Source organism: Streptomyces sp. NPDC048291, from assembly GCF_043201715.1.
In the GTDB taxonomy this organism is placed as follows: domain Bacteria; phylum Actinomycetota; class Actinomycetes; order Streptomycetales; family Streptomycetaceae; genus Streptomyces.
This window is the reverse complement of record NZ_JBICZC010000034.1, coordinates 1-18,437: the sequence shown is the minus strand read 5'-3', so window position 1 is coordinate 18,437 and position 18,437 is coordinate 1. Positions and strand designations below refer to the sequence as shown.

At 69.8% G+C, this 18,437-nt stretch carries 18 protein-coding genes; 8 read left to right on the top strand and 10 right to left on the bottom strand.

What is annotated here, in order from left to right; genetic code table 11:
- The first annotated feature begins 164 nt into the window (after nt 1–164).
- The 4 genes from ACGF5O_RS48855 (at nt 165) to ACGF5O_RS48840 (ending at nt 3,625) form a co-directional block, all read left to right on the top strand.
- On the top strand, nt 165–605 hold the full coding sequence (locus ACGF5O_RS48855; RefSeq protein ID WP_393816411.1) for a hypothetical protein: 441 nt from the start codon (nt 165–167) through the stop codon (nt 603–605).
- The gene (locus ACGF5O_RS48850) at nt 602–952 is read left to right on the top strand and encodes a DUF6415 family natural product biosynthesis protein (protein WP_393816410.1); all 351 of its coding nucleotides are present in this window, start codon (nt 602–604) and stop codon (nt 950–952) included. Before ACGF5O_RS48855 ends, ACGF5O_RS48850 begins: the two co-directional genes overlap by 4 nt.
- A gap of 166 nt (nt 953–1,118) precedes the next feature.
- A complete protein-coding gene (locus ACGF5O_RS48845; RefSeq protein ID WP_393816409.1) occupies nt 1,119–1,853 on the top strand; it encodes a hypothetical protein in 735 nt (244 codons plus the stop codon).
- A gap of 269 nt (nt 1,854–2,122) precedes the next feature.
- Nucleotides 2,123–3,625, top strand: a complete 1,503-nt coding sequence (locus tag ACGF5O_RS48840) for a hypothetical protein (RefSeq protein WP_393816408.1) — start codon at nt 2,123–2,125, stop codon at nt 3,623–3,625.
- A gap of 117 nt (nt 3,626–3,742) precedes the next feature.
- On the opposite strand, the gene ACGF5O_RS48835 is transcribed toward ACGF5O_RS48840, so the two are convergent.
- Nucleotides 3,743–4,705, bottom strand: coding sequence for a PIN domain-containing protein (locus ACGF5O_RS48835; RefSeq protein ID WP_393816407.1), 963 nt, complete (start codon nt 4,703–4,705; stop codon nt 3,743–3,745).
- 86 nt (nt 4,706–4,791) lie between these two features.
- Nucleotides 4,792–5,580, bottom strand: a complete 789-nt coding sequence (locus ACGF5O_RS48830) for a hypothetical protein (protein ID WP_393816406.1) — start codon at nt 5,578–5,580, stop codon at nt 4,792–4,794.
- Between the two features lie 216 nt (nt 5,581–5,796).
- Here ACGF5O_RS48830 and ACGF5O_RS48825 point away from each other — a divergent pair, with 216 nt between their 5' ends.
- Entirely contained in the window at nt 5,797–6,351 is a 555-nt protein-coding gene (locus ACGF5O_RS48825; protein ID WP_393816405.1) for a nucleotidyltransferase domain-containing protein, read from the top strand.
- A 54-nt stretch (nt 6,352–6,405) separates the two neighbouring features.
- Here the strand turns inward: ACGF5O_RS48825 and ACGF5O_RS48820 are convergent, their stop codons facing one another.
- The 8 genes from ACGF5O_RS48820 to ACGF5O_RS48785 all read right to left on the bottom strand — a co-directional run bounded on the left by ACGF5O_RS48820 (nt 6,406) and on the right by ACGF5O_RS48785 (nt 14,628).
- Nucleotides 6,406–6,954: an NUDIX hydrolase gene (locus tag ACGF5O_RS48820; RefSeq protein ID WP_393816404.1), complete on the bottom strand. Its 549-nt coding sequence runs from the start codon at nt 6,952–6,954 to the stop codon at nt 6,406–6,408.
- Nucleotides 6,951–7,433 carry an adenylyltransferase/cytidyltransferase family protein gene (locus ACGF5O_RS48815; protein ID WP_393816403.1) on the bottom strand — a complete coding sequence of 161 codons (483 nt, stop codon included), beginning with the start codon at nt 7,431–7,433 and terminating at the stop codon, nt 6,951–6,953. The genes ACGF5O_RS48820 and ACGF5O_RS48815 overlap by 4 nt, the downstream gene beginning before the upstream one ends.
- Entirely contained in the window at nt 7,430–8,470 is a 1,041-nt protein-coding gene (locus ACGF5O_RS48810; protein WP_393816402.1) for a Gfo/Idh/MocA family protein, read from the bottom strand. The genes ACGF5O_RS48815 and ACGF5O_RS48810 overlap by 4 nt, the downstream gene beginning before the upstream one ends.
- Nucleotides 8,467–9,456, bottom strand: coding sequence for a hypothetical protein (locus ACGF5O_RS48805; protein WP_393816401.1), 990 nt, complete (start codon nt 9,454–9,456; stop codon nt 8,467–8,469). Before ACGF5O_RS48805 ends, ACGF5O_RS48810 begins: the two co-directional genes overlap by 4 nt.
- On the bottom strand, nt 9,453–11,006 hold the full coding sequence (locus tag ACGF5O_RS48800) for a hypothetical protein (protein WP_393816400.1): 1,554 nt from the start codon (nt 11,004–11,006) through the stop codon (nt 9,453–9,455). Before ACGF5O_RS48800 ends, ACGF5O_RS48805 begins: the two co-directional genes overlap by 4 nt.
- Complete coding sequence (locus ACGF5O_RS48795; RefSeq protein WP_393816399.1) at nt 11,003–12,388, bottom strand: nucleotidyltransferase family protein; 1,386 nt, start codon at nt 12,386–12,388, stop codon at nt 11,003–11,005. The genes ACGF5O_RS48800 and ACGF5O_RS48795 overlap by 4 nt, the downstream gene beginning before the upstream one ends.
- Nucleotides 12,388–13,134 (bottom strand): class I SAM-dependent methyltransferase, encoded by a 747-nt coding sequence (locus tag ACGF5O_RS48790; protein ID WP_393816398.1) that lies wholly within the window; start codon nt 13,132–13,134, stop codon nt 12,388–12,390. The genes ACGF5O_RS48795 and ACGF5O_RS48790 overlap by 1 nt, the downstream gene beginning before the upstream one ends.
- 132 nt (nt 13,135–13,266) lie before the next feature.
- Complete coding sequence (locus ACGF5O_RS48785) at nt 13,267–14,628, bottom strand: aspartate aminotransferase family protein (RefSeq protein ID WP_393816397.1); 1,362 nt, start codon at nt 14,626–14,628, stop codon at nt 13,267–13,269.
- A gap of 250 nt (nt 14,629–14,878) precedes the next feature.
- Between ACGF5O_RS48785 and ACGF5O_RS48780 the strand changes: the two genes are divergently transcribed.
- The 3 genes from ACGF5O_RS48780 (at nt 14,879) to ACGF5O_RS48770 (ending at nt 18,360) form a co-directional block, all read left to right on the top strand.
- The gene (locus ACGF5O_RS48780; protein WP_393816396.1) at nt 14,879–16,288 is read left to right on the top strand and encodes a sporulation protein; all 1,410 of its coding nucleotides are present in this window, start codon (nt 14,879–14,881) and stop codon (nt 16,286–16,288) included.
- 34 nt (nt 16,289–16,322) lie between these two features.
- Nucleotides 16,323–16,697 carry a hypothetical protein gene (locus ACGF5O_RS48775; RefSeq protein ID WP_393816395.1) on the top strand — a complete coding sequence of 125 codons (375 nt, stop codon included), beginning with the start codon at nt 16,323–16,325 and terminating at the stop codon, nt 16,695–16,697.
- A 556-nt stretch (nt 16,698–17,253) separates the two neighbouring features.
- Complete coding sequence (locus tag ACGF5O_RS48770; protein ID WP_393816394.1) at nt 17,254–18,360, top strand: P-loop NTPase fold protein; 1,107 nt, start codon at nt 17,254–17,256, stop codon at nt 18,358–18,360.
- Nucleotides 18,361–18,437 lie beyond the last annotated feature (77 nt).

Sequence of the window (18,437 nt, the reverse complement as noted above, 5' to 3'; positions counted from 1 at the left end):
GTAAGACCACCGCCCTGCGCATATCTCATGCCCACGGCGTACCGCAGGGATCCAGCAATGTCAGCCCCGACAACTGAACGGAAAGGTCAGTAGGCCACCGGCTACGCCCTCGCCAGGGCTGCACCTGCGAGAACCGAGACTGCCCGACCCCGGGCGCCCATCCGATGGTTCCTCCCGGTCCCCGGCTCGTCGAGGACTCGGTCCAGGAGATGCTGCAGTCGGCGCCCGGGGGCTCGCTCATCGCGTCCACCACCCACTTCGACGCGGTGCTGTTGCCCTTCCGGGTGGGGATGGTGGCCATGCTGCAGCTCGACCGGATCGGTCGCGTCCCATGCCTGGTCACGCACGGGCGGACTACGGCTCTGCTGGTGCTGCCGGCAACGGGCCGGTACGCGGCCGTCCATGACGGGGTCGAGGTTCGTACGGGCCCGGAAGGGTGGATCGCCCTCCCGCCGAGCAACGGCGCCATCTGGGACACACCGCCCTGGGACGAGTCGACGAACACCCCGCACCCCCTCATGCACGGTGAGGATGTCGGCCGCGAGGTGACGGCCGCCTACAGGATGGCCATAGGGACCTCGGAAACCGAGGGGGCTCTGCGGTGAGCGCGACGACGCCCCGGCCCGCGGACGCAATCGACGTCGCCACGATCCGGGCGACGTGCGAGCGCGTGCTCTGGAGCCCCAGCCGCTTTTCCACGGAGGAGTCCGAGCGCCTGAACAGCCTGGTCCTCGGGCACATCCAGCTGCTCGTGCCTGAGCTGAGCTCGGTCACCTCCCGCCTCTCGGCGGACGACCAGGACGTCGCGGCGCACGTCCTGGCAGAGACCGAACGACGCCTGCAGCTCCCGAGGAACACACCCACCTACCTCTGGGACATGGCTGTTCAGTGCAGGGCCATCGTGACTCTGTACGACTGGGCCAAGTGCGCCCCGGAACCGTCCCCGGTCTGACCACCCCGAGACAGCCCGATGCCTTTCCCCCGAGGGCACGGGCCGCCAGGAGCCCCCGGCCCGGTCGCCCACCTGACCCAGCTGGGGGCTCCACCACGTTCGGATCGCATAATTCGACGCGAGAGAGGCCGCGAGCACTGCGCGGGGGAACTGCAAGGAGAAGACGTTGTCGAAGCTGACCACCGTCGAGCTCACCGACCTGCCGGCCAAGCCCCGCGGTGGCGGGGACGAGATCCACCGAAGCTGGAACCGGCTCGTCGCCGCGCACAAGTCCGTAGCCGGGCTGTTCACCACGCTCAACGAACTGCGCGCCGGCCAGGACGACATGCGCGGCGCCATCTCCGAGGCGCACCGTGACCAAGCCCGCGCGGCGATCGTGTTCACCGCGGCTGGAATCGACGCCTGCCTGCGCACCCTGCTGCGCGACTGCCTGCCGACCCTGCTGGCCGTGCCCGGCGGCGCGCACGGTGCGTTCGTCGGGCACTTCATGGCCCAGCGCCTCAACGGCCCGCTGACGAAGGCGACCAAGGACGCCGTCACCAACATCGACCCGCGCTCCGCCCTGATCGACCTCTACGTCGAGGACCTGACCGGCTCCAGCATCCAGGGCGCCAAGGACCTGGCCCGCTGCCGTGACGCCCTCGGCCTGAAAAAGGACCCCGCCCTGGACGATGCGATACTCGACGGTCACCAGTCGTTCTTCGACGCCCGGCACGAGGTCGTACACGAACTCGACCTCGTCGACCCCTCCGGCAAGGGCAGCCGCGGCCGCCGACACCGCGACCTGGCAGCCGTCGGCACACAGTGCGACGGCGCCCTGCAGCTGATGCACGCTTTCATCGCTCCCACCGCCCGCACCGTCAAGGCCGCCCGCCGCGCCACGGGAGGGAGCACCCCGTGACGGCCGCGAGTTCGCCGCACAGGTGGCAGATGGGCGGCAGCGCCGCGACGCGCGAAGGGCTCTGGTCGGTTCCAGAAGAGGGCGAGCTCATTCCGTGATCAACGGCGCTCCGGCCGCGACGGCACGCCGCCGCCGCTGGAGATATTTCTCGGCCAATGGCCGTGGGGATCAGGGCAGGATGCGATGCCCTGCGGTGTAAGGGCAGTCGAGCTGCCCCAGGATCTGGCCGTGGCCGTCATCCGGGCGGCGAAACGGTGGGGAGCCTTCACATGGGTGTGGCCAAAAGGTACCTGTCCAAGGCAGAGGTCCAGCGACTGCTGGGTGTGAACGGGTTCGGCTGGTGGCGGCTGGTTCGGAAGTACGAGAGCTTCCCCGAGCCGGAGGAGAGGCCGGTCGGGTTCGCAGCGCTCGGGGATGAGGAATCAGAGGAGGTCTGGGACGGTACCCACGTATACAAGTGGGCAGCGGAGATACCGGAGTTCGCTCATCGCGGTGCCCTGTTACTGCGCCCCCTGCCGGAGGTCCTGGCGCCAGGCGCGTGGGCTGGCTACCGGGACACCGTGCGGGGCCCGGCGCTGGACTGGCACACAGGTCTCGGCACGATCCGGATCGTGCACAGCGACGAGCGTAAAGCGGCCTCGGACGTTGCCTCCGCCGTCGTGAAGAGCGGGAAACTGGAGTCCGTGGTCAGCGTGTGCGCGCTGTTCGGGGACATGGGCTTTACCGGGCCGGCGCTGGTGGCGGCCGACACCGCGCACCCGGATATCGAGTACGAGGCCAGCTGGGGTGATGTGGCTGCGCTCGCAGGCACGGATCTTCCCTGGTGGCCCGATCTGCTGCGGCTGCCGCAGGTGATCCGCCTGTGGCAGCCGGGGACGAAGGCCACCGTCGTCGCTGTGCCACCAAACGAGCAGGAGACTGTTCTGCGGCGAGCAGCAGACAACAAGGCCTTCGACGATGCGGCGCGGGCGGCTGTGACGGACGTGGCCAACGACATCCGCAACAACCGGATCGACCACACCAGGCACGACAACGAGATCTTCGGGAAGCGGGGGCACGGCACGAAGCCGAACCCGGTCGTGATCGGTGCCGTCCCCGACACCGCTGGGCACCCGCTGCCGTGCGACACAGACCCGCGAACGCTTCGGGCGGGGTGGCGGGCGCTGGCCGGGAGCAGCCACCCGGACGCGGTCGCCGCGCTGGAGGTCGCCACTGTCCGCGATCCCAGCCTGTTGCCATTCGGAGCGGTCACCGAGGTCCCCGTCCGTTCGGGAACGGTCTACGACCGGTGGGCACAGCGATTGACCTTGTGCGACCCCACCGCCGCTCATGCCGTCCTCGCCCAGGGCGAGAGGGCCCAGTCGTTCCTCATCGACCCGCTCACCGATATGCCCGTGCTCCGCATCGCCAGCAGCAAGAACATCTGGCGGTTCTACGCCCCGCTGTCGCTGCCGGCCGCTGGTGAGGAACTCGCCGCCGTCGTCCTGCACCACACTCTGTGGATCGTCACGAGCGGCGGCCAGGTGCATCCGGCACCGTGCACGCCCCACGAACACCTGTGGTGGGGCGACGGTTGGGGCGACCGGCCGAGCGAGGCCGCGCTCGTCACCGACGCTCTCTTGGACGATCTCGGTACCGCGGTTGACCTGCGTGAGCACTGGAAGGCCCCCGAGGGCCTGACCGCTCTGTTCGACGAGCAACACAAGCAGGGCACGGAGCTCAGTCGCAGCACCCTGCTGCATGCCCGGATGACTCCGCCTCGTACTCGCTAACCGCCCTTCCCCAGCTGGTTCGTTGCCGTCCGGCGGGTGTCCGCTCATGCCGAACCCGGGCTTGAGTGGCGCCTGCTGCCGGGGCCGACTGCCCAACGCCGGCGGCGGGCGTCTGCCTCACGTGTCGGGTGAGGTGTCGGGCTGGGCCTCGCGGGCCGCCTGCTTTGCTCGGCGCTGGGCCCGCGTTCCCGTGCCGGGCTTGTCCAGTGCCTCCCAGTCGGGTTCCGGTCCGGGATCCTTCGTGGGAATCTTGGTGACCTGCAGGCCAGCTGCCCGTCCGCGGGTGTGCTGACCGGTGTCGCAGGTCAAAAGCCGTACATCGCGTGCGGCGAGCGATTGGATGGCCACGGCCCGGTCGATGATCTCGTCATCCGCGATGGGGAGACGTACGTGGCCGCGCGGATCCAGGACGATCTCCATGTTCACCTCGCCGCGTACCTCGCCCTCCTGCGAGACGAGCTCCTGGCGGTGCAGGATTCCGAACGTGGAGCCGGAGAGGGTGCGGTCGAGGAGGCTGAGCGTGTAGGAGGCGCGCCAACGGGCCGGTTGCTTACCGGCCTCCTTGAGTGCGTCGAGTTCGTCGACCACGACCATCGGGAACAGGAGCCGGATGTGCTCGCCGCTGGGAAGCCCGAGCACCTTGTGCAGGTCGGCTTCCGCCAGCTTGTCGGGGTTGTGGACGTAGAAGCTGGAGTCCGCGACGACGAACCATTCCCGGCCGTTCCAACGGCCGATCTGCGCGTCGAGGGCCGCCTGAGCCTCCTCGAACGCCTGGACGCGTTCGGTGATTTCGAGGTCGACCAGGCCGTTGACGAGTCGCTCCTGGGCCGTGCCGGCGAGTGTCCCGCAGCTGGCGAGGAGAACCTGGTAGCGGCTGGTGAAGACAAGGGCGTCGATGTCCTTGTCACTGACCTGGGAGCGCAGGATAGCCGCCGTGTCCGTGGCCCAGTTGAGGTACTGCAGGAGGCGCTTGAAGGCGTTGGCCTCTGGAAGCCGGAGGTTGAGGGCGTTGGAGTGGATCTCTCCGAGTACGCGGCGGATGTTCTCCCGGTCAGCCCCCGGGCGAGGTGTTATGAGCATGATGCTGATCCTGTCAGGGAGGACCGACAGCACCGTCCTGGTGGAGAGGCTGGCCGTTCACGAGGTGCGTTGGGTGCTGGGACTTCCTAGCTGGACTGCGACTCGCAAGCGGGTTCTATGACGATGCACTTCTGCTGGTAGAGCTGCGTCATAGCCTCCGCCCAGTTCTGTCGGCCGGACGGTGACCAGCACATCGCCCACGCTGGTGCGTCCGCCGTCCTGATCACTTCGGCGAGGGAGTCGAGGATCTTCAGTACGCGCGGAGTACCGAGGGGAATCTTGCTCCCGGTACGGGACCAGCTGCTCTCGTCCTGGTCACGCTCGGCGTCCAGGTCCCGGAATCGTTTCACGGCGTCTTCGCTGCGCAGTACGCCGTTCTGGTGGGTCAGCAGGTGACGCAGGTCCCTGGCCCACATCACCTCATCCGTCGCTACTTCGGTGCCGAGTACCTTGTGCGCGGTGACCAGGGTCTTCCACCCTGGGGACTCGAAATTCCGCGGGGTCGCGAGGTTGATGTTGTACTTCTTGCCGTCCATGGTGAGGGACGAGCCGAAGGCCTCCTCCACCGCCTTCTCCAGGTACACCTCGAACGCGGTGACGGCGTTCTTCACGACCGATGATTCGGTGATCCAGGCATAGGCGTCGGGCCAGAGTCCGTCGACTGCATCCTCGAAAATGTCGAGGTGTTCGTCCCCGTAGTGACGATACGGGTCGAAGCGTGACGCAAAGGACTCTTCGGCCTCGTCCCAGGTCTGCTGGTAGGCCTTGCCGGACCATTGGGCGGACAGCCGCAGAAAGGCTCGGTTCTCCCTGTCGTTCCACTTCCAGTCCTCAAAGGCGCGGCTGACCATGCCGACGCGCTCGTTCCACGTCATACAGCGAGGTTAGAGATCCGGTCGTCACCGGCACAGCGGATTATCGGGGTTCTGCAACTGCCCCAGCTCCCGACTGGTCCGTCGGTCGCCCGTTGCCGTCCCGCCGGTGCCAGCCCTCCCTCGCAGCAATCCATCCGTGCTGCCCACCCTCACGTGCCGAGTGAGGCTTAGAACTGAGGGCCAGGGGTGAGGTCGAGCTGGCTCTACCCTGATGCTGTGAGTGACTTTTCGATGTCCGCCAAGGACGTAGTGGCCTTTGTGGAACGGCTCAACGCCCACGGTGTCGATGCGTGTATCGGGGGCGGGTGGGCCGTGGATGCGCTGCTCGGCGAGCAGACGCGAGCACATTCCGACCTCGACGTATGGGCGCCGATCGCCCAGCTTGAGCAGCTGTTCAAGGCGTTCGTGGAACTTGGCGTCGACCGGATCTTCCCGTGGCCCGGTGACAGGCCGTGGAACTTCGTCCTGCACGACGGCATTCGGCGCCGGGTCGACTTGCACCTCTACGAACCGCTCCCGGATGGATCACTGCACTACGGATCCGTACTGGAGGGCGGCCCCTTTCCGGCTGAAGCACTCGCCGGACATGGGTCCATTGCCGGGACGGCGGTGCGATGCGAGTCGGCTGAGTGGGCGGTGCGCTGGCACACCGGCTACCCGGCTCGTGAAGTCGATCGCCACGACGTGCCGCTGCTGTGCGAGCGGTTCGGTATCCCCCTTCCTGAGGGCTTCGGGCCGCTTGAGGAGCGCTCCCCCAGCGGCCCGGCGTAGACGCAGGTGTCCCTGCCCGATCGGTGTCTCTTCGTGCTCGACGCGGAGGGTTTCTCAGTCTGAGGAGACATCGGCGTGGCGGCGGGCCTCGGTCAGCAGGGCGAGGAACGGCAGCCAGGTGCAGGTCGCGCACCGGTGCCGGACCTGCGCGGGGGTGAACCATCCGGCCGGCCCGCACTCCGAGTCCGGGGGCGCCTCCGCCGGCGGGTCTTCGAGGCCGGTCTGCGCGGTGAACATCAGCGTGTACGACACCGGGAAGGGGTACGGGTAGCTGGCCGGCGGCTTCTCGTGCAGGGTGAACCGTTGCCATCCGAGCAGCGTCAGCGCATCGGTGGGTACGAGCAGCCCGGTCTCCTCTCCGATCTCTCTCGCTGCGGCCCGCCGGGCGTCCTCGCCCGGATCGATGTGGCCGCCGGGCACGTCCCAGCCTCGTCCGGGAAGGTTGACGTGCGTGAGCAGCAGGTGGCCTTGAGCTTCGGTGACGAGGCCGAAGGCCGCGGTGGTCAGCTGCTGCGGGGGGAAGCGGTCCGCGCTGACCACCTCCATCAGATGTGGCACCGGGATCCAGGGGGCGCTGCCGGTGGCGATGACCGTCTCCGTCATGGGTGCGCTCGCAGGGTGTCCACCAGCCGGGTCGTCGAGTACGGGGCGATCCGGTCGATCGCGTGCACCTGTGCCGCGACCTCGGCGGCGGTCGCCACTTCGCTGGGGTACGCGGAGATACTCGCCCGCGCGGTGGCGAAGACCTGCGGACGCAGGAAGCGGATCTGCCGGTCGGCGGCGGGCTCGTCGTAGAGGAACACCCGGTCGACGCACCTCAGGGCGCCCACGAGGGTGGCGCGTTCACGTTCGCCGACGATGGGCCTGCTGGGGCCTTTGAGGTCCCGGACCGACTGGTCGCTGTTCACGCCGACGACCAGGAGGTCACCGAGCTGGCTGGCCTGTTCCAGGAAGCAGAGGTGTCCGGCGTGCAGCAGGTCGAAGCAGCCGGTGGCGAGTACGACGCGGCCGGGCCTGCTGCTGAGCCAGTCACGGATCTCGTCGAGTCCTGCCGGCCCGGTGCTGCGGCGAGGCCCTGTCATCGCGCGACGCCCGTGAGGAGTTCTTCTGCCGGCGTCAGCTCGACCCAGCGGCCGTCGTCGGCCGCCGAGGCGTAGGCGCCGTCGATCACCAGGGAGGTCGTCAGTGTCTCGGCCAGCAGGGGTGCCGCCCGCTCGGGGTGCTGTGTCGTGGTCAGGAAGTCGGCGAACATCGCGGCGAACCAGTCGCTGTGCCGGGGGGCGTCGAAGTTGGACGGCAGGGTGGTGCGGTGCAGCCGGCCGGCCAGGCTGTACTGGACGTCGTCGTTCTCCACGGTGACGCTGCCGCCGCTGCCGGTGATCGAGTAGTAGCTGTTGCGGTAGCCGGCCGACCAGGTCACGTCGAGTTCGATCTGGACGTCGTCGTCGCACCGGATCATCAGCATCGCGGTGTCCTCCGTGCCGCTGTAGCCGTCGTGGCGCAGGGCACCGGTCAGGCAGGACACGGCCAGCGGAGTGCGTCCGGTCAGGTGGGTCGCCAGGTACACGCTGTGGGGGCCGTGGTCGCGGAGGATCCCGCCACCGGCGATGAGCGGATCGCGCCGCCAGTGCGGGTTCCACTCGGGGACGCCGACCGCGTGGCCCTGGCGCAGGGTACGGAAGCGGGCGCTGAGGACGTCGCCGAAGCCCGGGTCGCGCACAACCTGCTGCATGGTCGTGAGGATGGGCGCGAACTTGTAGTTGTGGCTCGGGTAGAAGACCGTGTCAGCCGCAGCGATCTGGCCGAGGAGCCGGTCGTAGCCGCCCTCGTGCGGCATCAGCACCGGCTTTTCGCACAGCACGTGCAGGCCGTCGCGCAGTCCGAGCTCGATGTAGCCGGCGTGGCTGTCGGGCGGGGTGCAGATGTCGATGAAGTCGGGGTTCTCGTGGGCGGTCATTTCCGCGTAGGTGGCGTAGGCGCGCAGCCCGGCGCTGCGGGCGGCCTCCGCGCGGGCTGGGGTGGGGTCGACGACGGCGGTCACGTTGATGCCGTCGGTCTGGCGGTATCCGATGGCGTGGCCGGTTGCGATGGTGCCGTAGCCGATGATGGCGCCGTTCATGAAGTACCTTCCTGAGAGAGCAGTCGGAGAAGCCGGTCGCGGTGTGCGGGGTGCTGGACGTCCGAGCGCACGCGGTAGGTGGGGCAGCTACGGACCGCCGCGTGCAGCTGGTTGCGCATCCGTCCGTACTGCGCGGCGAAGGCGCGGTAGTCGCCGCCGCACAGATCCAGCAGGTCCTCTTCGAGCCGGTAGACGTTGAGTCCGAACGCGAACTGTTCGACGATGCCGACCGCCTCGTCGGGGGGCAGTTGCTGCACGTCGTGTTCGCCCGGGGCACGGAAGCCGGCGATCCACACGGCGTGCAGCGGCACCGCGGCGCCCGCGCGGCGGGGGAATGCGTCGTAGGGGTCGACGAGGCGCTCGCTCGGGTCGAGGGCCGCGGTACTCGCCGCCTGGTCCAGCCAGGGGCCGGGCCGCATCCGCATGGTGCTGGCGACTCCCTGGACAGCGCCGTCGGTGAGGATCACGTGGGAGTTGGTGATGAACGTCGCGCCGTTGCGGCACAGTCCGGTGACCAGGACGGACTTGCCGCCGCCACCGCGGCCGACGATCAGGGTCGCCCCGTCGCCGGCGGCGAGGGCAGCGGCTTTGAGGAAGAGCCCCCCGGCGCTGACGGTGTGCCTGAGGAGGAGATACTTCACGACGTACGGCCAGACCAGCCGTTCCAGACGGTCCCCCACGAGCACGATCCGGTTGCCGGAGCTGGAGATGCGCACCGGGGGCCCGAAGTGGTCGGTCACGTAGTAGCCGGCGGCGAGGTTGCGGGCGCGTGCCGTGGTGTCGGCGGGCAGGCCGGGATCGGTGTCCGACAGGCACCACAGTTCGATGTCGGGCACGGTGGCGTCGGGCATCCGGGCGGCCCGGCTGAAGTAGTGCAGCGCGGGGAAGACGGGCACGTCGCTGGCGATGCGCAGGGCGAGTGGTCCGATACGGACGACCTGGTCCGTGCGGAAGCGCATGGCCGCGAGCAGGGGTGGTTGCGTCATCGGCAGCCCTTTCGCAGGTTCGTGCAGGCCGCCCGGAAACGGTCGGAATCCTGCCGGGCGGTGTCCAGGGCGTCGATGCGGTCCACCAGGGCACGGATCGCCGCGTGCGGCGCGGGGACGGGCCCGGTGTCGTTACCGGCGAGGAGCTCGGCGACTTCGGCGACGACGAACTGCCGCTCCGTCTCGTCCACCACGTCGGTGACAGCCAGCAGAGCGTCGTCGAAGCACCCGTGCCGGCGGCCGGCGATCAGGATCTCGGTGGTCTTGCGGTCGTAGTCGTCCGCGTCGGTGCGCCCGGCGCAGCTCAGGTAGTGCTCGACGCGGAAGTTGACCAGGCCCGGGTAGCGGGGCTTCCCGGTGACGGGGTGACGGTCCGGGGACCGGACCTGCCAGATCTCCTGGTCGGTCTGGTTGTAGGTGCCCAGGTCCGGGTCGGTGATGCCGCGGCCGGCGAGCACCGCCGTCACCTCTGGGCGGGGCGGGAACGGCACCGGGCCCGGTGTGTCGACGTCCCAGGTGTCGGGGTCGAGGTAGCCGTGCAGGCAGTCGCGGACCTGGTCCTCGGAGCACAGGACGCCGAGTTCTTCGACGCCGATCTGACCGCGGCAGTAGGCGACCCGGTCCCCGTGCGGTACAGGGGCTTCAACGGGGACCTGTGTCTTCTCGAAGTCGACGAGATGGTGCGTCTGGCCGTGGACGAGGATGTTGCGGGGGCTCAGGTCGCGCCAGAGGATGCCGCGGTCGAGGAGGGCGTCCAACAGGTCGCGGTAGTCGCGCAGCAGAGATGTGTGCTCGCCCGGTGCCAGCAGCATCGACTCGGCTGTCTCGCCGGGCACCCACTGCCAGACGGCGTAGACGTGCCCGGTGGCGCCATCCCGGATGGTCGCGATCAGGGGCGCGAGCCGAAGGCGCCTGGACTGGCCGAAGGTGATGCCGCCGGCAAGCCGGGCGGCGATGGCACGGTAGGCGACCTGTTCCTGGGCGAACCGGCCGGGCTTGGCCGGGTTGGCGCGTTTGCTGATCACGCGGGTGCCGTCGGGCAGGTGCCACGATTTGACGATGCCCTGGCGCAGGCGCGCGTTCGGACCGGGCACCTCGTGCTGGCTCTCCACGAAGTCCGCGAAGCCGGTGCCGAACTCGTCCAGCAGGGCAGCGATCAGGTCCTGGTGTCCGGGATCAGGAACGTAGGCCAGGGTGCGGTGGCCGGCGGCCGTCAGCACTTCTTCCAGGTCGCCCGTGAGACGCACCTGCACGGTGCCGGGGCGGGCGAAGCGGCGCCATCCGATCTCGTGGTGCAGCCGACCGCGATCTCGGGTGCTCTCGGTGGCCGCCAGGCGTTCGCACAGGCGGACGACGGCGTCGGGCGAGTCCGGCCGCAGGTAGAGCGCGGCGAGACGGCAGTCCCCCGAGACCTCGCACAGCCGGGCGGCCACCGCGGCGGCGCGCGGCGGCAGTCCCGCCAGCCGCTCGCCGATCAGGGCCTGGATGCCGGCCTCGACCCGGCCGGTCATGTCCCAGGAGTATCCGGGGAGGTGAGTGGCGCTGGTCATCGGGCACCTGCCGGATCCGCCGGCTGCCAGGTGGCGGGCAGCAGTACGGCCGAGCGCAGCGCTCCGGAGGCGTCCTGCTCGGCCACGCCGATCAGGACCACGCCGTCCGCACCGGGGACGCGGTAGTGCAGCCGGACGCGCCGCCCGGAGAGCAGCTCGCACGAGTCATGGCCGCCGACAGCGCTCAGCTGCTCACCGGCGAGGACCCACTCGGTTCCGCTCGCTCCGAAGTCGACCCGGCCGCGTTCGGTCGCCGCATCGGTGCGTTCCGGCAGACTGATCAGGACCGTCACGCCGTCGCCGTCGCGGCGGACCTCGGCCGTCCAGGGCGGCGCCGGGCGGCCGGTGTCCAGCTCGATGCGGCTCCCGAGCAGGGGGGCCACGGCGGCGAGGTCGAACCAGTCGGGCAGGAGCAGCGCCTCCTCATCGACCGGAAGCCGCGCCCAGAAATCCCACCACAGGCAGCGGGGAAACGGGCCGGTACCGGCAAACACGGGCAGCGGATTCCTCCCGAGGAGCACGGTCGATGCCCAGCCCGCCCACCGCGCCGCGTCCCACACGTCCAGGTCCTCGGCCAGTGTGAGGAACCGCTGCGTGTCGAAGGCCTGGTGCTGGACCAGGGCGTGCAGGTCGGCCAGCTCGGCCAGCTTGACGTACGGCTTGGCGCGATGCGACAGCGACCACATGTTGGTGAAGTTGAGGAACGCGTGGGCGCAGAGCACGATCGCCAGCAGGCAGGGGTCGGGCACCGTCACCCGGCCCACCGCGACCGTGCCGCCGTCCATCAGCCGGCCGTGCCGGATCGGGTGCATCGAGGGAGCACGCCGCGGCTGATACCAGGTCGTCGCGTGTTCCGGGGGTGTGAGGTCCGCGTCCCGCACCGCACCGTAGCCGGGTACCGGCACGTAGGCGTGGACGTCGATCTCGACGCCCTCGCGGGTGAATTCGCCGAGTTCGTGGAGGAACGGTGCCCGGGTCCGCTCGTACCCGAGCCGGGTCACGGTCTCGATCAGCGGCCCTCCGTCGGCACAGACCAGGTCGATGTCCCCGCACCGCAGCAGGTGCTTCTCGCCGGTGAGCAGCCCGGTCGCGACTCCCTTGATCAGGACCGGGGGTGGCTGCTCGCCGAGCGCGGCCACGATCCGGCCGACCGCCCGGATGTGGGTCTCGGCGAGCGCCAGCGTGTCGGCATGCATCGCCGCCGCGGGCCCGCCGAGCCGGTCGCGCAGCCAGGCCGGCCCGGCAGGAAGGCGCCGTGCCAGACGGCCGCTGAGCGCGTGCTGCCCGATCAGATCGAGCAGCACGCGGTCGTCGAAGTCCTGGTCCTGCGGGAGACCGGGCGCGCCGGCGGCCCACCGCAGGATCTGCGTGACGGCACCCATCACAGGACCACGAACGCGGGGTACGGGGACTGCGGGAACCGCTGGACCCGGTGGCTGGAGATGTCGATCGCGTTCTTCAGCGCGACGGTCTCGCCGGGGAAGTCCGGGTGCGTGGGCTCGTCGAAGGCCAGGACCGCGCCGGCGGGCATGTGCGGGCGCAGCAGCTCCAGGCACGCGCGGGTCGGATCGTGCAGATCCATGTCGAAGTAGGCGAGCGCCACGAGCGTCTGCGGGTTGCGTTCCAGGTAGGCGGCGAGCTGCTGCGGAGCGTCGCCCTTGCACAGCTCGAACCGCTGGATGTGCGCCATCGGCGCCTCGGCCTCGTGCAGGCGCAGGACCTGCTCCAGGTAGCTCTCGTAGCCGGACGTGACGGTCATGCTGCCCGCGAAGACCCGGTCGGAGTCGCCGTCCTGGGGAGCCGGGTCGAGGAAACCGGTGAAGGTGTCGAACCCGACGATCTTCCGGTACATGTTGGTCGGCTCGTGGCGGGCGCGCAAGGCGTTGAACACGGACAGGTGGCGGCCCCAGCGGACACCGAACTCTACGACGATCCCGTGGACGCCGAGGATGTGCTGATAGAGCTGGTCGAGCGTGAGGATCTCGTTGAGGCGCTGCGGGCGCATGAAGACTTCGAGGTGGTCGAGCAGTGCGTCCTCGGGGATCGGCCGCTCGGCGAACAGCTGCATGAGCCGGTTCCGGGTCGCTTGCTCCGTGTCGGATGGTGCGATCAGCCGGGTTGTCGTCATTCGTGCGACTCCTCAGTGCTTGGGCCGAGCTCGTCGGCGAGCTGCGAAGGGACCTGTGCCGGCGCCGGCGGGCATCCGCTGGCGGTGGGGGCGCGCCGAGGCCCGCCCATGAGGGAAGTGCCTCGGCGCTGATCAGGCGGTCTGCGTCGCGAGTTCCGGTTCGAGCGCGGTCAGCGCCTGGTCGCAGCCGTGCAGCGCGAACTCGATGTCGTCGGCCGTGTGCGCGGCGGACAGAAACCACTGGTGGCTCGGGTGCAGCAGGACCCCGTGCCGTGCCGCCTCGGCGGCGAAGGCCGTGCTCATCCGCTCGCGCATGACCGGATCGGGGTGGGTGAACTGGAGGAACGGCATGGGCGGGTACCCGACCACCCGGGCCGGCACGCGATACCGGTCGACGAGCGCCGACAGGCCGTCCTGGAAGGCGACGCCGGCCGTCCAGATCCGCTCCAGCGCGTCGGTGTCCCGCAGGATCCGGATCGTGGCCAGTGCCGCGGCCATCGGGGCGGGGTCCGCGTAGAACGTCGACGAGATCCGGGTGCGGGCCAACGTCGACAGCACGTCGGCCCGTCCGACGACGGCGGAGATCGGATGCCCGTTCGCCATGGCCTTGCTGAACGTGCTCAGGTCCGCCCGGACGCCCAGGAGTCCCTGAGCACCGGACAGGCCCACCCGGAATCCCGAGCGCATCTCGTCGAGTACGAACAGCGCCCCGTGCTCGTGGGCGATGTCGCGGATCTTCTGCAGGTGGCCTGCGGGAGCCGTCTCGTCGCCGAACGGCATCATCAGCACGCACGCCACCTGGCCGGGATGACGGGCGAACGCGTCCCGCAGCGTGCTGAGATCGTTGTAGTCGAACAGCAGCGTGTCGGCACGGGTCGCTTCCGGAATGCCCGCCGGGATGCCCGCGGCCCAGTCGTGCCAGCCGTTGTAGCCCCAGCGGATCACCTTGTCCCGCCCGGTGAAGATCCGGGAGAGCCGTACCGCCGTACTCGTCGCGTCGGACCCGGTCTTGAGCAGGTACGCCATCTCCGCACCGGGCACCACCGCGGTCAGCAGGTCGGTGAGCTCGCTCTGGCGGCGGCTCCACAGCGGTGCGATGCAGTGGCCGTTGCGCAGCTCGGCGAGGACCGCCTCGGTCACCCGTTCATCGGCGTGCCCGAGGACGACGGGCCCGTACCCGAGGGTGAAGTCGACGTACCGCCTCCCCTCCAGGTCCCACAGGTAGGGTCCGGCAGCACGGCTGACGTAGCGCGGGTAGCGGGTCTGCCCGCTCGCGCACGGTCCGACCACGTCCCCCCTGGTGGCCGCCCGCGCATCCGTACGGGCACTCTGGGCGTGCCAGCGGTCGTCGAGCGCCATGCCCGCGCCCGTGGCGGCGAACCTCCGCCCAGGGCCCGGCAGAGAACTGCCCGCCGGCGGCACCAGGGACTGCACCCGCTGCGCAGAGGCCACGCCCTCGCAGGCGGCGGCGATCTCGTCGGCAGATTGCTCCACTTTCCCCCTCCTTGCTCCTCGTTCCGCGCACGACGGCGGCAGCCGTCCGCACGGCGACGAGTCGATAAGTCGAACGGGATTGCGATACCGAAATAAAAGACCGAGCCCCCGGCCGGCACAGGCTCACAAAGGGGGCTCACAACGCAGAACAGCCCCGGCGGCGGCACCGCGCCCCCTACGCTCAGTTGCACCAACTCGTACTGCGGGGGCGGACCATCCAGCCGAATCCGGTCCCGGGGAGGCATCTGTCATGACACTCAGTGATCATGGAGCCGATATCGCGAACACGGCCCTGACTGAGCTGATCGAGGCGGCGAAGATCAGCAAGCACGAGCTAGCCCGCCGGGTCAACGCCCTGGCGGACGAAGCAGGCGACTCCCGCTCCTACACCCAGACCAGCGTCAAGAACTGGACGGACCGCGGCATGGTCCCCCGCGGGCCCGTACCGCGGTTCATAGCCACCGCGCTGGCCGAGCGATTAGGACGGCCCGTCACCCCGGACGAGATCGGCATGCCCGTCTCCCGCCCGAAGGCCGACGACGTCGGCCTGGACTTCCACCGGGACAGCCACACCGCCATCCATACCGCCACACGCTTCTGGAACTGGAGCCCCGTGCACCGCCGAAAGGTCCTCACCGGCGCCGCCTTCGCAGTTGGCGCATACGCCACACCGCTCACCCGGTGGCTCGCCGTCCCCGCAGACCCGGACGCCGCCCACACAGGTCGCCGGCGCGTCGGCCGCCAGGACCTGGACGCGCTGTGGGCGGCTGCCGCCAGCGCGCAGCGCCAGGACTCCCGCTACGGCGGAGGCACCCGCGAGGCCTCGCAGGTCGACCGCATCCTGCGCGAGCACGCCATCCCTCTCCTGCACGGCGGCTACACCGACGCCGTAGGCCGGGAGTTGCGTGCCGGCACCGCCGAGCTGGCCCGCGTCGCTGGCTGGAGCGCGCTCGACATGGGCCGACACGCCCTTGCGCAACGGCACTTCGTCCAAGCCCTGCGGATGGCGAAGGCTGCCGGCAGCATGAATGTGGGCTGCCACGTCCTGACCAATATGGCCCTGCAGGCCACCCTGCGCGGCTACCCCGACGAGGCGGTGGACATGGCGCAGGGCGCCTACGACCGAGCTCGCCACCAGGCGGCCCCCCGCGTCCTCGCTTTCGCCAAGTTGATCGAGGCCCGCGCACAAGCCCGTCTCGGCGATGCCCGCGCCGCTGCGGCCGCACTCGCCGACTCGGAGCGGCTCCTCGAACGCGCGGAGACCGCCCCGGGAAACGAACCCTCGTGGATCGGCTACTACACGCCCGCCCGGATGAGCGCCGACGCCGTCGAGATCCACCGCGACCTCCACCTTCCCGACGCCGCCCTGCGCTGGAACGAACAGGCCGCGCCCATGTCCGCAGACGACTTCACCCGGTCCGTCGGCATGCGCATGACCCTCGTAGCCTCCGCGCACCTGCAGCGCGGTGACCTCGACCAGGCCCTTGCCCACGGACAACGCGCCGTCGTCATCCTCAGCAGCGTGCGCTCCACCCGCGCCACCGACTACCTCACCAGCGTCGTACGGGACATGGCTCCCTGGCACCGCGACCCCCGAGTCTCCGACCTCTCCCGCCGTGCCCACCACGCCGTCGCCCTCAGCACAACCCACATCCCCTGAACACAGGGCTGGTGCCCCTGGCCCCCGTAGCTCCGTGCCCGCCCTGAGGAAGGCCCTGCTGATCGCCATGGAACGCCGAAATTTCCTGACGATCTCCGGTACCGCGCTGTCCGCTCTGGCAGCGGACTGGGCCGGCGGCTCCCACGACACGCTCGCTCAGGCCCGGGACGGCAAACAACAGGTCAGCGAGGATCTCGTCGCCTTCCTGGAGGCCTCCACCCGATACCTCGCCGGCCTCCCCACCGAACAGCGGCAGGATCCCTCGTCTTCACGACGCCGAGGTCCGGCCGCCCGGATGACGTCCAGAGGCACTCATGGCGGGCCGGGCGCGGTGCGTCGCGCTGGCGCCGTGGCCCGGCCGGCGCAGGCGCTCTCACGCGCTTGGCGCCTTGCCCTTGGTCGGGCATGACCACCAGCACCGCGGTGCAGTCGGATGCGCTGTGTACGTTCAGGGGATCGCGGCGTGGGCGCTGGTGCATCATCGGGCAGTGCCCACACCCTCACCCTCGAACTCCCCGCAACCGAGCGCCTCTGTCCTCTGGTCGCCGTTGGGTCCGGGGCAGCCAGTCGCCGGCCGCACCTCGACGTTGTCGTGGGCGCGGGACGGGAACCGGCTGCTCCTCGCCGCCGGAGGCCGTGACGAAGTATTTCTGTGGCAGCTACCGCAGAACTCCGACAACGCCGAACCACTCACGCCCATCGCCACCCCCACCGGCACCGTGACATCGCTGGCGTGGGCGCGGGACGGAAACCGGCTGCTCCTCGCCGCCGGACACAACAACGGCGTACTTCTATGGCAGCTACCGCAGAACTCCGACAACGCCGAACCACTCACTTCGTACCTAGTTGCCCGCTCCGCACATATGAGCTCGGTAGTGTGGGCGCGGGACGGGAACCGGCTGTTCCTCGCTGCCGCCGGGATGTTTGGCGGGTTGTATCTGTTGCAGCTGAGGGAAGAGCGCACGGTGTCCTGGCTCCCTGGGTACCGCTCGGACGGGTTCGGGGAGCGGGCGGCCGACGCACTGGACCGGGACGGCGAGGCGCGCGCTATCGCCGAGTTGGTGACTTCGCGCTCGGCCAGTCCCCCGCTGGCGGTGGGGCTGTTCGGCGACTGGGGCGAGGGAAAGAGCCACTTCCTCGACCTGGTGGCCCAGCAGGTCCAGGAAGTGAGCGGCAGTCAGCTGGCATGCAGGTATGTGCGGCAGGTCCGTTTCAACGCCTGGCACTACGCCGAGACCAGTCTGTGGGCGAGCCTGGTCACCGAGTTGTTCACGCAGCTCGCTGCGGCCCCGGACACTGATCCGGGTACCGCGCAGCGGCAGCTGTCCCGCTTGACCGCTGACCTGGTCGGCCAGCGCCAGGTACGGGAGCGTCTTGCCGCCGCCCGGCAGCGCCGCGAGGACCTTGAGCATGCCCTGTCCCGGGTGAAGGTTCCCTGGGAAAGCCTGGCCGGCGACGGCCGTCGCAGCATCGTGGAGGCTGCCGGAGGTGAGCTGCCCGCCGAGGCGCTGTACCGGGAGAGCGTGAGCACGTTCCGGGTGGTGCGCGCCGCCCTCGGCAACGCCTGGGCACTCATACGCTCCGCGGGGTGGCGCGCGCGGCTGTGGTTTGTCCTGGCGCTGGTGACGAGCGCAGCCCTGTTCTTCGGCATCCGGTGGGTGTGGCCGCACGCCTCCGGGTTGCCGGCCCTCGGCGGACTCGGTGGACTGGTCTTGGTGACGCAGGCGGTCCGCTCCGCGATCTCCCACGCCAAGCCGACATGGCAGAACCTGACAGCGGCGCGCAAGAGAGTGCGTCGGGCGGTCGAGGGGCTGCGGACTCCGCTGCAGACCGCGGTCGACGTCGCGTCGGCCGAAGTGGCCGCGCTGGAACAGGAGATGCAGAACCTGACCGCTGCGGGACAGCTGGCAGGACTGGTCGGCGCGCGTGCCGCCGCCGGCGACTACCGCGGCCAACTCGGGTTGATGACGCAGATCCGCGAGGACTTCCAGCGGATGACCGTACTCCTCGCCCAGGCCTCCCACGACCGCTCCACTCAGCCCCCCATTACCTTCGGGTGCGGCTCTGTCTGAGTGAGTTCCCGCGTCAGGCTTGAAGTGCGTGTATGTGCTGGTCGGGTAAGGGATGGAGTCGTTCGTGCTCTTTCCGC